General features: G+C 67.4%; 11 protein-coding genes. 7 read left to right on the forward strand and 4 right to left on the reverse strand.

Annotated features, from left to right (window positions below; all coding sequences use genetic code 11):
- The first annotated feature begins 2 nt into the window (after nucleotides 1–2).
- Nucleotides 3–2,000 (forward strand): ATP-dependent DNA helicase, encoded by a 1,998-nt coding sequence (locus tag AB0J02_RS34505; protein ID WP_363197784.1) that lies wholly within the window; start codon nucleotides 3–5, stop codon nucleotides 1,998–2,000.
- A 96-nt stretch (nucleotides 2,001–2,096) separates the two neighbouring features.
- On the opposite strand, the gene lexA is transcribed toward AB0J02_RS34505, so the two are convergent.
- A complete protein-coding gene (gene lexA, locus AB0J02_RS34510) occupies nucleotides 2,097–2,882 on the reverse strand; it encodes a transcriptional repressor LexA (protein ID WP_363197785.1) in 786 nt (261 codons plus the stop codon).
- A 517-nt stretch (nucleotides 2,883–3,399) separates the two neighbouring features.
- On the opposite strand from lexA, the gene nrdR reads away from it, so the two are divergent.
- Both nrdR and AB0J02_RS34520 read left to right on the forward strand, forming a co-directional pair.
- A complete protein-coding gene (nrdR, locus tag AB0J02_RS34515; RefSeq protein WP_363197786.1) occupies nucleotides 3,400–3,942 on the forward strand; it encodes a transcriptional regulator NrdR in 543 nt (180 codons plus the stop codon).
- A gap of 137 nt (nucleotides 3,943–4,079) precedes the next feature.
- Nucleotides 4,080–6,986 carry a vitamin B12-dependent ribonucleotide reductase gene (locus AB0J02_RS34520; RefSeq protein ID WP_363197787.1) on the forward strand — a complete coding sequence of 969 codons (2,907 nt, stop codon included), beginning with the start codon at nucleotides 4,080–4,082 and terminating at the stop codon, nucleotides 6,984–6,986.
- Between the two features lie 79 nt (nucleotides 6,987–7,065).
- Here the strand turns inward: AB0J02_RS34520 and AB0J02_RS34525 are convergent, their stop codons facing one another.
- Nucleotides 7,066–7,602, reverse strand: a complete 537-nt coding sequence (locus AB0J02_RS34525) for a TerD family protein (RefSeq protein ID WP_363197788.1) — start codon at nucleotides 7,600–7,602, stop codon at nucleotides 7,066–7,068.
- A 79-nt stretch (nucleotides 7,603–7,681) separates the two neighbouring features.
- Nucleotides 7,682–8,638 (reverse strand): DUF1152 domain-containing protein, encoded by a 957-nt coding sequence (locus AB0J02_RS34530; RefSeq protein ID WP_363197789.1) that lies wholly within the window; start codon nucleotides 8,636–8,638, stop codon nucleotides 7,682–7,684.
- Between the two features lie 15 nt (nucleotides 8,639–8,653).
- On the opposite strand from AB0J02_RS34530, the gene AB0J02_RS34535 reads away from it, so the two are divergent.
- From AB0J02_RS34535 to AB0J02_RS34550, 4 genes are all read left to right on the forward strand, one after another.
- Nucleotides 8,654–9,469 (forward strand): arylamine N-acetyltransferase, encoded by an 816-nt coding sequence (locus tag AB0J02_RS34535; protein ID WP_363197790.1) that lies wholly within the window; start codon nucleotides 8,654–8,656, stop codon nucleotides 9,467–9,469.
- Nucleotides 9,470–9,509: 40 nt separating this feature from the next.
- Nucleotides 9,510–10,115: a YdbC family protein gene (locus AB0J02_RS34540; protein WP_363197791.1), complete on the forward strand. Its 606-nt coding sequence runs from the start codon at nucleotides 9,510–9,512 to the stop codon at nucleotides 10,113–10,115.
- Between the two features lie 122 nt (nucleotides 10,116–10,237).
- Nucleotides 10,238–10,897, forward strand: a complete 660-nt coding sequence (locus tag AB0J02_RS34545) for a histidine phosphatase family protein (protein ID WP_363197792.1) — start codon at nucleotides 10,238–10,240, stop codon at nucleotides 10,895–10,897.
- Nucleotides 10,898–10,909: 12 nt separating this feature from the next.
- Nucleotides 10,910–11,818, forward strand: coding sequence for an ADP-ribosylglycohydrolase family protein (locus tag AB0J02_RS34550; RefSeq protein WP_363197793.1), 909 nt, complete (start codon nucleotides 10,910–10,912; stop codon nucleotides 11,816–11,818).
- 107 nt (nucleotides 11,819–11,925) lie between these two features.
- On the opposite strand, the gene AB0J02_RS34555 is transcribed toward AB0J02_RS34550, so the two are convergent.
- Nucleotides 11,926–13,482, reverse strand: a complete 1,557-nt coding sequence (locus AB0J02_RS34555) for an MFS transporter (protein WP_363197794.1) — start codon at nucleotides 13,480–13,482, stop codon at nucleotides 11,926–11,928.
- Nucleotides 13,483–13,498 lie beyond the last annotated feature (16 nt).

Raw genomic sequence — 13,498 nt, forward strand, 5'->3', positions numbered from 1 at the left:
CTATGACGAAGCCCTCACTCCCCGAGCTCCTGCACGCCGCCGTCACCGCCGTCGGCGGCACGGAGCGCCCTGGCCAGGTGACCATGGCCGAGACCGTCGCCGCGGCGATCGACGACGGTTCCCATCTGCTCGTCCAGGCGGGCACCGGCACCGGAAAGTCCCTCGGATACCTGGTGCCGGCCCTGGCCCACGGGGAGCGCGTCGTGGTGGCGACAGCCACGCTCGCCCTCCAGCGCCAGCTCGTCGAGCGGGATCTGCCGCGCACGGTCGACGCCCTGCATCCGTTGCTCCGACGGCGCCCCACTTTCGCCATGCTCAAGGGCCGGTCCAACTACTTGTGTCTGCACCGCCTCCACGAGGGCATGCCGCAGGACGAGGAAGAGGGGCTCTTCGACCAGTTCGAGGCGGCCGCGCCGACCAGCAAGCTCGGACAGGACCTGCTGCGCATGCGGGACTGGGCGGACGAGACGGAGACGGGCGACCGGGACGACCTCACTCCCGGGGTCTCGGACCGAGCCTGGTCCCAGGTGTCCGTTTCGTCGAGGGAATGTCTGGGCGCGTCGAAATGCGCGTACGGGCAGGAGTGCTTCGCCGAGATGTCCCGTGAGCGCGCGAAGCTCTCCGATGTCATCGTCACCAATCACGCGCTGCTCGCGATCGACGCCATCGAGGGCGCGCCGGTCCTGCCGCAGCACGAGGTCCTGATTGTGGATGAGGCCCACGAGCTGGTCTCCAGGGTGACCGGGGTGGCGACGGGTGAGCTCACTCCAGGCCAGGTCAACCGTGCGGTGCGGCGTGCCGCGAAGCTCGTGAACGAGAAGGCCGCGGACCAGCTCCAGACCGCCGCCGAGGGCTTCGAGCGACTGATGGAGCTGGCTCTGCCCGGCCGCCTCGAAGAGATCCCCGAGGACCTCGGCTATGCGCTGATGGCGTTGCGTGACGCCGCGCGGACGGTCATCACCGCCCTCGGTTCCACGCGGGACAAGTCCGTCCAGGACGAGGACGCCGTACGCAAGCAGGCTCTCGCTTCCGTGGAGACGATTCACGACGTCTCGGAGCGGATCACGAACGGGTCGGAGTGGGACGTCGTCTGGTACGAGCGGCACGAGCCCCGCGGCGGCTCCGCTTACCGGCAGAGCGGGGCGTCCGTGCGCGTGGCGCCCATGTCCGTGTCGGGCCTGCTTCGAGAGAAGCTCTTCTCGGACCGCTCGGTGACTCTGACGTCTGCGACGTTGAAGCTCGGCGGGGATTTCAACGGTGTCGGCGCGTCCCTAGGCCTTGCTCCCGAGGGCACGCAGGGCGACGACCAGCCGGTATGGCAGGGTCTCGATGTCGGCTCGCCGTTCGACTACCCCAAGCAGGGCATCCTCTACGTCGCCAAGCACCTGGCCCGTCCCGCTCGCGAAGGCACGCGGAGCGACATGATGGACGAGCTCACCGAGCTGATGCAGGCCGCCGGTGGGAGAACGCTGGGCCTCTTCTCCTCCATGCGTGCCGCTCAGGCGGCGGCCGAGGAGCTGCGCACGCGGATCCCCGAGTTCCCGATCCTGTTGCAGGGCGAGGACACCCTCGGTGAGCTGATCAAGGGCTTCGCCGCGGACCCGGCGACCTGCCTGTTCGGGACCTTGTCGCTGTGGCAGGGCGTGGACGTACCGGGTACCGGCTGCCAGCTGGTCGTCATGGACAAGATCCCGTTCCCCCGGCCCGACGACCCGTTGATGAGTGCGCGCCAGAAGGCGGTGGAGGACGCCGGCGGCAACGGTTTCATGGCGGTGGCGGCGACGCATGCGGCGCTGCTGATGGCGCAGGGCGCGGGCCGCCTCGTACGTGCGACGGGAGACCGCGGCGTCGTGGCCGTCCTGGACCCCCGCCTGGCGACGGCCCGCTATGGCAGCTACCTGCGGGCCTCGATGCCGGACTTCTGGTACACGACGGACCGGAACCAGGTGCGGCGCTCACTCGCGGCGATCGACGCGACAGCGAAGGCAGACGGGAAGTAGCTCCTCGGTACGATCCGGTCGGCTACGAGGCCCGCTGCGGACAGCGCTGGGCCCCGGAACCGGCGCAGTTGGTTCCGGGGCCCGGTCAGGGAGGGGTCACACGCGGCGCAGAACGGCCACGACTTTGCCGAGGATCGTCGCCTCGTCCCCAGGGATCGGCTGGTACGCCGAGTTGTGGGGGAGGAGCCATACATGGCCGTCCTCCCGCTTGAAGCGCTTTACCGTGGCCTCGCCGTCGAGCATCGCCGCGACGATGTCCCCGTTCTCCGCGACGGGCTGACGGCGGACCGTGACCCAGTCGCCGTCGCAGATCGCGGCCTCGATCATCGAGTCACCTACGACCTTCAGGACGAACAGCTCGCCGTCGCCGACCAGCTGCCGTGGAAGCGGGAAGACATCCTCGACCGACTCCTCGGCGAGGATCGGGCCACCCGCGGCGATCCGACCGACGAGCGGCACATACGAAGCGGCCGGCTTGCCCGCCGTGTCCGTGGGTTGCGCGCTCGGCTGGTCCGAACCCCGGACCTCGTAGGCGCGCGGACGGTGCGGATCGCGGCGCAGGAAACCCTTGCGCTCGAGAGCCATCAGCTGGTGTGCGACCGACGACGTGCTGGACAGGCCCACCGCCTGGCCGATCTCCCGCATGGACGGGGGGTACCCGCGACGCTGCACCGAGTCCCGGATGACCTCGATCACCCGACGCTGGCGGTCGGTGAGACCCGAGCTGTCCGCGCGGATCCCTGGAGGTCGGCCGGGCAGGGAGCGGCCGGGCTTCGGCCCCTCGTGGCTCATGGATGCGTCATTCATGGCATGCACCGGCTCGAGTCGGCCCTGGGCGTGGCCCTGGGCAGCGATGGTGGCACTGTCTGCGGTGGTGGTCACGTCGGGTCGGCCCCTCTCGAGAATGTCTCCCTAGCTAGCCAACGGTAGTTCCTTTCGAAAGGTTGCGCCAAACACACGTTCGAGTGAAAAACCGTAGTTTGCTTGTCGTGATCATGCGCCTAGGTGTATGGCTAGCGCCCTTGCGGAGTGACGATTCGGTTGAATCCGGTACGCTTCACCGCCGTGACCGAGACCCGCTCTGAGGGCTCTCTCAGTCTGCCATCCGCCCCGTCGCCTGCCGGGCACCGCCCCCTCTCCGTGAGCGTCGTGCCGGGCGACGGCTGTGGCGCGTGAGGCTTCCGGGCGGTGCGCGGCCAACTCGGGCGCGACGACACGCGCTAGGGCCCAAAAAGCGGCCAGACCCCAGATGTAGTGGTTGGATTGCATCAGCAGCCCAGAAGTTGTGGTCCCCGGTCCTTCGCGTCCGTCGCCATCGCCTATGCTGGGGGCTGCTTCGAGGGGCGGGATCAGCCTCTCGGGGCTATCGAGTCGTGCGGTGAAGGAGGGTTGGGAGTTCATGCACTGTCCCTTCTGCAGGCATCCCGACAGCCGTGTCGTCGACAGCCGCACCACCGACGACGGCACGTCGATCCGTCGCCGCCGTCAGTGCCCGGACTGCTCCCGCCGTTTCACGACGGTGGAGACGTGTTCGCTGATGGTGGTCAAGCGGAGCGGGGTGACCGAACCCTTCAGTCGCACCAAGGTCATCAACGGCGTACGCAAGGCGTGCCAGGGGCGGCCGGTGACCGAGGACGCGCTCGCTCTGCTCGGCCAGCGCGTCGAGGAAGCGGTGCGCGCCACCGGAAGCGCCGAGCTGACCACTCATGACGTGGGTCTGGCCATACTCGGCCCGCTTCAGGAGCTGGACCTCGTCGCCTTCTTGCGGTTCGCGTCCGTGTACCGGGCGTTCGATTCGCTGGAGGACTTCGAGTCGGCGATCGCGGAACTGAGGGAACAAACGCCCGGCGCGGCGGACTGCGCGGGCGGAGAGCGCGTAGAGAGCGACAGCGGGCCCGGAGGGACTGTCGAAGTCCCCGTGCCCGCCCACGCCGCCGACTGACCGGCCACGGGCCGGAGGGACGGCGAACCACAGACCTGTTGCGGGCGGCAAGAGCGCCGTCCGCAGCACAAGACACACACCGTGCCACGGGAATTACGAGGCACTTCAGGGCGTTTTAGCCCGATATGGGAGGCGGCATGACAGAGACGGCGAGCGGCCCGGCACGAGGTTCCCGTACCAAGGGATCCAAGGCCACCAAGGGTCTGCGTATCGAGCGCATCCACACCAGCCCCGGCGTGCATCCGTACGACGAGGTGGAGTGGGCGCGTCGTGACGTCGTCATGACCAATTGGCGCGACGGCTCGATCAACTTTGAGCAGCGTGGCGTCGAGTTCCCCGAGTTCTGGTCGGTGAACGCGGTCAACATCGTCACCAGCAAGTACTTCAGGGGTGCCGTCGGCACCCCGCAGCGAGAGGTGAGCCTCAAGCAGCTCATCGACCGCATCGTGAAGACCTATCGGAAGGCCGGCGAGGACTACAAGTACTTCGCTTCCCCCGCTGACGCCGAAATCTTCGAGCACGAGCTGGCGTACGCCCTCCTGCACCAGATCTTCAGCTTCAACTCGCCGGTGTGGTTCAACGTCGGCACCCCGCAGCCCCAGCAGGTCTCCGCCTGCTTCATCCTGGCCGTCGACGACTCCATGGAGTCGATCCTCGACTGGTACAAGGAAGAGGGCATGATCTTCAAGGGCGGCTCCGGCGCCGGCCTGAACCTCTCCCGTATCCGCTCCTCCAAGGAACTGCTCTCCTCGGGCGGCAACGCCTCGGGTCCCGTCTCCTTCATGCGCGGTGCCGACGCCTCCGCAGGAACGATCAAGTCGGGTGGCGCCACGCGCCGCGCGGCCAAGATGGTCATCCTCGACGTCGACCACCCCGACATCGAGGACTTCATCGAGACCAAGGTGAAGGAAGAGGAGAAGATCCGCGCCCTGCGTGACGCGGGCTTCGACATGGACCTGGGCGGCGACGACATCGCCTCCGTCCAGTACCAGAACGCCAACAACTCGGTGCGTGTGAACGACACGTTCATGAAGGCGGTCGAGCAGGGCGGCAAGTTCGGCCTGACGTCCCGTATGACCGGAGACGTCATCGAGGAGGTCGACGCCAAGTCGCTCTTCCGCAAGATGGCCGAGGCCGCCTGGGCCTGTGCCGACCCCGGCATCCAGTACGACGACACCATCAATCAGTGGCACACATGCCCGGAGTCCGGCCGCATCAACGGCTCGAACCCGTGCAGCGAGTACATGCACCTGGACAACACGTCCTGCAACCTCGCCTCGCTGAACCTGATGAAGTTCCTGAAGGACGACGGCCTCGGCCACCAGTCCTTCGACGTCGACCGTTTCTCGAAGGTCGTCGAGCTGGTCATCACCGCGATGGACATCTCGATCTGCTTCGCGGACTTCCCGACGGAGAAGATCGGCGAGAACACCCGCGCCTTCCGCCAGCTCGGCATCGGTTACGCGAACCTGGGCGCCCTGCTCATGGCGACCGGCCACGCCTACGACTCGGACGGCGGCCGCGCTCTCGCCGGCTCCATCACGTCGCTGATGACGGGTACGTCCTACAAGCGCTCCGCCGAGCTCGCCGCGGTCGTCGGCCCGTACGACGGCTACGCCAAGAACGCGCAGCCGCACCAGCGGGTCATGAAGCAGCACGCGGACGCCAACACCGTCGCCGTCCGCGTGGACGACCTGGACACCCCGATCTGGGCCGCCGCCACGGAGGCCTGGCAGGACGTGGTCCGCCTCGGCGAGAAGAACGGTTTCCGTAACTCGCAGGCGTCCGTCATCGCCCCGACCGGCACCATCGGTCTCGCGATGTCCTGCGACACCACCGGCCTCGAGCCCGACCTCGCCCTGGTCAAGTTCAAGAAGCTGGTCGGCGGCGGCTCGATGCAGATCGTCAACGGCACCGTCCCGCAGGCCCTGCGCCGCCTGGGTTACCAGGAGGAGCAGATCGAGGCGATCGTCGCCCACATCGCCGACAACGGCAACGTGATCGACGCCCCGAGCCTCAAGACCGAGCACTACGAGGTCTTCGACTGCGCCATGGGCGAGCGTTCCATCTCCGCGATGGGCCACGTCCGCATGATGGCCGCCATCCAGCCGTGGATCTCCGGCGCCCTCTCCAAAACCGTCAACCTGCCGGAGACGGCGACGGTCGAGGACGTCGAAGAGGTCTACTTCGAGGCCTGGAAGATGGGCGTCAAGGCGCTCGCCATCTACCGCGACAACTGCAAGGTCGGCCAGCCCCTCTCCGCCAAGACCAAGGAGAAGGAGAAGACCGAGGTCACGGCGAAGGCCGAGGCGGAGATCCGCAAGACGGTCGAGAAGGTCGTCGAGTACCGCCCGGTCCGCAAGCGTCTGCCCAAGGGCCGTCCCGGCATCACCACCTCCTTCACGGTGGGCGGCGCCGAGGGTTACATGACCGCCAACTCCTACCCGGACGACGGTCTCGGTGAGGTCTTCCTGAAGATGTCCAAGCAGGGCTCCACCCTCGCGGGCATGATGGACGCCTTCTCCATCGCGGTCTCCGTGGGTCTGCAGTACGGCGTGCCGCTGGAGACGTACGTCTCGAAGTTCACGAACATGCGCTTCGAGCCGGCCGGCATGACGGACGACCCGGACGTGCGGATGGCGCAGTCGATCGTCGACTACATCTTCCGTCGCCTGGCGCTCGACTTCCTGCCCTTCGAGACGCGCTCCGCACTCGGCATCCACTCCGCCGAGGAGCGTCAGCGCCACCTGGAGACGGGCTCCTACGAGCCCTCCGAGGACGAGGTCGACGTCGAGGGACTGGCGCAGTCCGCGCCGGTCCAGACGGTGCCGGCCGAGTCCCTGAAGGCCGTCGAGACGCCGAAGGCCGAGGCCGCCGCCGTGCAGCCCGCGCCGCAGCAGGCGCACACCAGCGCCGAACTCGTCGAGATGCAGCTGGGCATCCAGGCCGACGCCCCGCTCTGCTTCTCCTGCGGTACGAAGATGCAGCGCGCCGGCTCCTGCTACATCTGCGAGGGCTGCGGCTCGACCAGCGGTTGCAGCTGATCGCCTGAACCGAAGGGGCGGCGGGGCCATGACGGCCCGCCGCCCTTTCGGCGTATGCGCGCTTACAACAGCTACATCGCTACAGGGCGCCCATGACGGCGGCGAACGCGGTGAGATCGCCGTCGAAGCCGCGTAGCCACTCGCGGAACGACCACTCGCCGTCGGCGTCCCGCGTGAACTCGGCGATCGTGGCCGCCGAACTGCCGTCCACCGCCGACAGGTCGTGCTGCGACAGGTCGGTGTAGCTCTCCCGAACGCGCACGGCAGTGTTCGCCACATCTGCGAACACCGTGTCCCGCCCAGCCTGCTCCTCGCTCTGCTGCACGACCACGCCGACGAGCACGCGCGCGTACCGTGCCGCGAGCCGGTCCAGCTCGAGCGTCATCACCTCATCGAAGCCGAAGCCGATACCGGTCCTGCTGTCCCGGTTGAGAGTGATGGTCCCGTCGGGAGAACGGCTGTCGAAGTGGACAAGATAGGCGGGGCTGCCATGCGGATCGTCGCTCGTGTACGTCGCGGCGACGAGGTCCAGGTCGTGGGGAGGCGAGCCCAATTGGCTCGGATCCCACTTCAGGCCGACCTCGACCTTCTCGATCCCCTTGCGCAGACTGCTCACCGAACTCCCCCTTCTCGGCACGACATTGATTGCTACCGACACGCTACGTGGTCCCACTGACACGCCTCGGCCACCCCGGTCAGTGGGGGATGCGCCGGGGCGGCCGTGTGGTGATCTCCTCACGGAACGCCTCGATCGCACGGCTCACCTGGCGAATGAGGTGGGTTCCCTCGATCCGGTCGAGGTAGTGACAGTGCCGCGCCACTCCTTCAAGTTCGAAGGCGAAGTAGAGCGCCATCAGAGGGTTGATGAACAGCTCACTGCCCCGTGTGCGTTCCGTGAACCGCACGTCTCCAAAGGCGCCTTGAACCGCGGCCGAGATCGACCCGTTGACGATGCTCGGATGGTCCGGGGTGTGTTCCTGCGCGTGGGCGACCGCGTCCACGAACAGCTCACCTTCCTTGGAGGCTCGGGACAACGAGAAGGCCCCCAAGTAGTGGCCCGCCCGCTCCAGGGCGGCGATGTTCTCCAGGACGAGTCCGTGACTCACCCCGTGATAGGTGTCGACACCGAACCCGAGGGAAAGGACGAGCCGTTCGGGCCCCTCGACGCGGGCCAGCGCCGCGACACTCGTGAGGTCCTCCTCCGGTGTGCCGAGACCGGATTCGTCACCGCGCATCAGGATGTCCGTGCCGCCGTCCACCAGGACGACCGCGTCGATGGCGTACTGCTCGATCAGCGACTCGTAGGCGGCACGCAGCGGCTGTACGCCCACGCGCGCGAGGGCGTGCACCGTGTCGGGATAGCCGTGCAGACGCAGCCATTGGGCGAGCGTGCGCTCGGGGAAGTAGCTCTGGTGCGGCGCCGAGTCCGGGGTCACCCGTGCCACGTCAGGGGCTGCCCAGGCGTCCAGCGGCAGCCCCTCGATGGCGCTGAACGACAGATTGGCCAGATGGACCTCTTTGCCTTCGTGGAGGAGGGAGAGGGCCACGGGCAGGCCTGCGTAGATGTCGAAACCGCCGCCCGCGCCCGCGACAAGTACACGCTGCGCGCCGGCCAGTCGAGCCGAAACAGGGTTGGTGAAGAGCGCCGTCATACCGATCATTGTGGAATGACCTGGAACGCGGAAGAACTGAATATCGACGCCTACTTGGCGCGGATCGGCTTCAAGGAAGAGCCGAAGCAGGACGCAGAGACGTTGCGCAGCTTGCACCGTGCACACGTGAAGGCGATTCCGTTCGAGAATCTGGAAATAATGCTGGGAAGGCCGGTGCTGCTCGACTTGCCTTCGTTGCAGGACAAAATGGTGCACAAGCGTCGCGGCGGCTACTGCTATGAGCACAACTTGTTGTTCGCCGCCGTACTGGAGCAAATCGGCTTTCCTGTAGTCGGACTTGGTGCGCGCGTCCGGTTGGGAACGGCTTCACTGCGACCGGTGACACACATGCTGACGCGCGTTCGGGTCGACGGCGAGGAGTGGCTCTGTGATGTCGGCTTCGGCGCATTCGGGCTACGGGAGCCCTTCCCCCTGTGTGAGGGTGCTCAAGTAGTGCAGGACGCATGGGAGTTCGGCATCGAGAAAGAAGGCGGTGACGTCTGGGTGTTGCGTGGCCGGCGGCCCGACGGCTGGAGCGACGTTTATGCCTTCACTTCGGAAGAGCGGCTACCTGTCGACTATGTAGTGCTGAATCACTACACCTCTACCCATCCGAGGTCCACGTTCATCCGGCGTCCTGTCGTGCAGTACGCCACCGCGGACGCCCGGCACACTCTTACGGGGCGAGAGCTTGTCATCGAATACGCGGACGGCAGCCGAGCCGAACGCGAGGTGTGGGCATCCGAGTTGAGTACGGTCCTCGACCATGAGTTCGGGATCGAGTTGAGCGACGGCGACGTCGCGGAGTTGGTGCGCCTGCACTACACCTGAGAGTGACCCCGCGTCGCGCAACGCGCCGTACGATGGCGCAGTGCTGGTCAAGTGGATTCGCTGCTCTGTGGTGGACCGTCGGGGGTTCGAGCGGGGACAGCGGAAATGGGCGGGGCTCCTTGGGGAGCCGGGGTTCCGGGGGCAAGGCGGGGGCTGGAGCAGAAAACGACCTGACGTGGCCCATGTCTTCGGTTTCTGGGAGAGCCGTGCCTTTTACGACTCCTTCATGGCCCGGGCGCACGACCGGCTCGCGGCGGGTCAATCAGGTACCTACAGGGACATGCAGGCGAAGCTGTTCGACCACCTCTTCGATGTGAAGATGGGCTTCGAGCCGAGATTCACGGATGCGGACGTCGTGCGGATTGCGCACTGCAAGGCGAGTGCGGAGCGGGCCGAGCACTTCACGCTCATGCAGCAGAAGGTCTGGAACCCCGCGATGGCCGGCTCGCCAGGGATGGTCCGGGGCTTCTTCGCGGAAGCGCCGGGCGAGGAGTTCCTGGTCCTGTCGATGTGGCAGTCGGCGGCCGAGCGCGGGAAATATCAGGTCGACCGAGTGGAGCGGTTGTCCCTGAGGGCCGAGACCGAGGCCGACATCGAGGCCATCGACGGCGACATCGTGCAGTTGGAGCCGACCTGGACTGTTTGAGCGCCGGAGCGCGTGCGGGCCGGCCGTGCGAGCGGGGGAGTACGCGCGCGTGACGTGCCGCGTACGCCGGATGGAGCCCGTACGAGTGCTCGAACCCGGCCGAACCGATCTAGTGTTTGCGCATGGCACGACCGCGGCGCATCGTTCTAGTCCGGCACGGCGAATCCGAAGGCAATGCCGACGACACCGTGTACGAGCGCGAGCCCGACCATGCCCTGGCGCTCACCGAGACGGGGTGGCGTCAGGCCGAGGAGACGGGCAAGGAACTGCGGGAACTCTTCGGGCGCGAGCGGGTGAGCGTCTACGTCTCGCCGTACCGGCGCACGCATGAGACGTTTCGCGCGTTCCGTCTCGACCCGGATCTCGTGCGGGTGCGGGAGGAACCCCGCCTCAGGGAGCAGGACTGGGGCAACTGGCAGGACCGCGACGACGTACGGCTGCAGAAGGCCTATCGGGATGCCTACGGGCATTTCTTCTACCGCTTTGCGCAGGGCGAGTCCGGGGCGGATGTGTACGACCGCGTGGGGGCGTTCCTGGAAAGCCTGTACCGCAGCTTCAAGGAGCCGGACCATCCGCCGAACGTGCTGCTCGTGACGCACGGGCTGACGATGCGGCTGTTCTGCATGCGCTGGTTCCACTGGACCGTCGCGGAATTCGAGTCGCTGTCGAATCCTGGGAACGCCGAGACGCGGGCACTCGTTCTCGGGGAGAACGGCAAGTACGAAATGAACCGGCCATTCGAACGCTGGTGCGACCCCCGGCCCTATGGGGTCCCCGGATAGAGTGGCAGGCCCATGATCGCTGATTCTTCTCCCGTCAGGCGGTTGGACCGCGCCCTGTCCAGCCTGCGCGGACTCCGCGTGGGCGATGCGCTGGGATCGCAGTTCTTCGTCCCGGTGAACTATCCGCTGCTCAAGCGCCGGGAAGTTCCGGATGGCCCCTGGCAGTGGACCGACGACACCGAGATGGCGTGCTCCGTGGTTGCTGTCCTGGCCGCACATGGCCGGGTCGACCAGGACGCTCTGGCGCGTTCGTTCGCCGAGCACCACGATTTCGACCGCGGGTACGGCCCCGCGGTGAACCGCCTGTTGCGGCAGGTCCGGGAGGGCGGCGACTGGCGGGAGCTGGCCTCCGCACTGTTCAAGGGGCAGGGCTCGTGGGGTAACGGGGCGGCGATGCGTATCGCGCCGCTCGGGGCCTACTACGCCGACGACCCGGAGCAGGCCACGCATCAGGCCGAGATCTCGGCGTATCCGACGCATCAGCACCGCGAGGCCGTCGTCGGCGCGATGGCCGTGGCCGCCGCTTCGGCGCTCGCGGCCGACCCTGCGGGGCCGCCGAGCCCGCAGGAGCTGCTGGACGGTGTGATCGCGCTCGTGCCGCGCAGTGCGGTGGGGGCGGGGCTGCGGCGGGCCAAGGACATGCTCGACTATGGGGATCCGGCCACGGTGGCCGCCGTGCTCGGGTGCGGTCGGCGGACGACAGCGCACGACACCGTGCCGTTCGCCCTGTGGTCGGCGGCGCGTGGACTCGGGGACTTCGAGCGGGCCTTCTGGACCACCGCTCAGGTGGGCGGCGACATGGACACCACCTGCGCCATCGTGGGCGGCGTCGTGGCCTCCGGCAGGGAGGGGGCGCCGCCGACCGAGTGGCTGGAGCCCACCGAGGCGCTGCCTGACTGGGCGCCGACCGTGTCGGTCTGAAGCGCCGCGCTGTTCGGTGACGTACGCGACGAAGACTCAGTGGAGACCGGGCTGCGGCTCGCCGTTCGGCGCGAGCGCAGCCCGGCATTCATGTGCCCGCGGTGGCTTCAGCCCCCGGTCGGCCCGGCCACGCTCGCGGTGCCGGAGAGCGCCTCCAGGTCGCTCTTACGGACCTTGATCACCAACAGTGCGACGAGCAGGGCGAGTACTGCCATGGCCGCTGCCGGGATGAAAGCCGTGGAGATGCCGTGTGCCAGCACCTCATGGCCCCAGGGGGCAGGCAACTCGTGGGTCTTGGCGAACTCGGCTTTCTGCTCCGGAGAGGCGGTGGCCATGAAGTCCGCCGCCTGGCTCCTCGCTTCGTTACGACTTGCCGTGCCGAAGACAGTCGTCAGGATGGAGAGGCCCAGCGAACCGCCCACCTGCTGCGTCGTGTTGAGCAGGCCGGATGCCGCGCCCGCTTCGTGAGGAGCCACACCCGACACCGCGGTGAGGGTCACGGTCACGAAGTTCAGGCCCATGCCGAACCCGAAGATCACCATGGGGCCGAGGACCCCGTTCACGTAGGAGCTGCCGGGGCTGATGAACGACTGCCAGACGAGCCCGACCACCACGAGGGCCGATCCGCCGGCCAGGAACGGCTTCGGCCCCAGTATCGGCAGGAACCGCTGCGACAGCCCCGCGCCGAGCGCGATCGCCACCGTCACCGGCAGGAAGGCGAGACCGGCCTTGATCGGCGAGTAGCCCAGTACGTTCTGTACGAACAGCACGATGAAGAAGAACATGCCGAACATGGCCGCGGCGAGACTCAGCATGATCACGTACGTTCCCGACCGGTTGCGGTCGGCGAACATCTTCAACGGGGTGATCGGCTCCTTGGCCCGACTCTCGATGGCTACGAATGCCAGGAGCAGCACGACCGCCGCGCCGAACGACGCGAGGGTCAGACTGTCCCGCCAGCCTTCTTCGGCGGCGCGGATGAAGCCGTAGACGAGGGAGGCCATGCCGAGCGTGGACGTGAGCGCACCGGATATGTCGAAGCGTCCCGGATGACGCTGGGACTCCTTGATGTACCTCGGCGCGAGGACAGCTATCAGAATGCCGATGGGAACGTTCACGAACAGCACCCAGCGCCAGTCCAGCCACTCCGTGAGCATGCCGCCGGCCAGCAGTCCCACGGCGCCGCCGCCCGCCGAGACCGCCGCGAAGACTCCGAAGGCGCGGTTCCGCGCGGGCCCTTCGGGGAACGTGGTCGTGATGAGCGCCAGAGCCGTCGGCGACGCGATCGCGCCGCCGACGCCCTGAAGGGCGCGCGCGGCCAACAGCTGCCAGGGTTCCTGAGCGAGTCCGCCCAGGAGGGAGGCGAAGGTGAACAGCAGGATGCCGGTCATGAAGACCCGGCGCCGACCGAGGATGTCACCGGCACGGCCACCGAGAAGCAGCAGGCCGCCGAATGTGAGGGTGTAGGCGCTGACGACCCACGTGAGGTCGGTCGTGGAGAAGCTGAGAGCGTTCTGAATGTGCGGGAGCGCGATGTTCACAATCGTCGAGTCGAGGACCACCATGAGTTGGCAGGCGGCGATGACGGCGAGTGCGATGCCGGGGTGCCCCTCCCGGTGGGCGACTCCCGGCTTCTGATCCGGAGTTAACTGAGAGGTTGTCACTATGGATCCCCCACAA

The organism is Streptomyces sp. NPDC050264 (genome assembly GCF_040655895.1).
Classification (GTDB): domain Bacteria; phylum Actinomycetota; class Actinomycetes; order Streptomycetales; family Streptomycetaceae; genus Streptomyces.

Bases quoted from the DNA above. Each gene is read 5' to 3' on its own strand.
- nrdR (WP_363197786.1), top strand. From the start codon at position 3,400: ATGCACTGTCCCTTCTGCAGGCATCCCGACAGCCGTGTCGTCGACAGC.
- AB0J02_RS34535 (WP_363197790.1), top strand. From the start codon at position 8,654: ATGACCTGGAACGCGGAAGAACTGAATATCGACGCCTACTTGGCGCGG.
- AB0J02_RS34550 (WP_363197793.1), top strand. From the start codon at position 10,910: ATGATCGCTGATTCTTCTCCCGTCAGGCGGTTGGACCGCGCCCTGTCC.
- AB0J02_RS34505 (WP_363197784.1), top strand. From the start codon at position 3: ATGACGAAGCCCTCACTCCCCGAGCTCCTGCACGCCGCCGTCACCGCC.
- AB0J02_RS34520 (WP_363197787.1), top strand. From the start codon at position 4,080: ATGACAGAGACGGCGAGCGGCCCGGCACGAGGTTCCCGTACCAAGGGA.
- AB0J02_RS34530 (WP_363197789.1), bottom strand. From the start codon at position 8,638: ATGACGGCGCTCTTCACCAACCCTGTTTCGGCTCGACTGGCCGGCGCG.
- AB0J02_RS34545 (WP_363197792.1), top strand. From the start codon at position 10,238: ATGGCACGACCGCGGCGCATCGTTCTAGTCCGGCACGGCGAATCCGAA.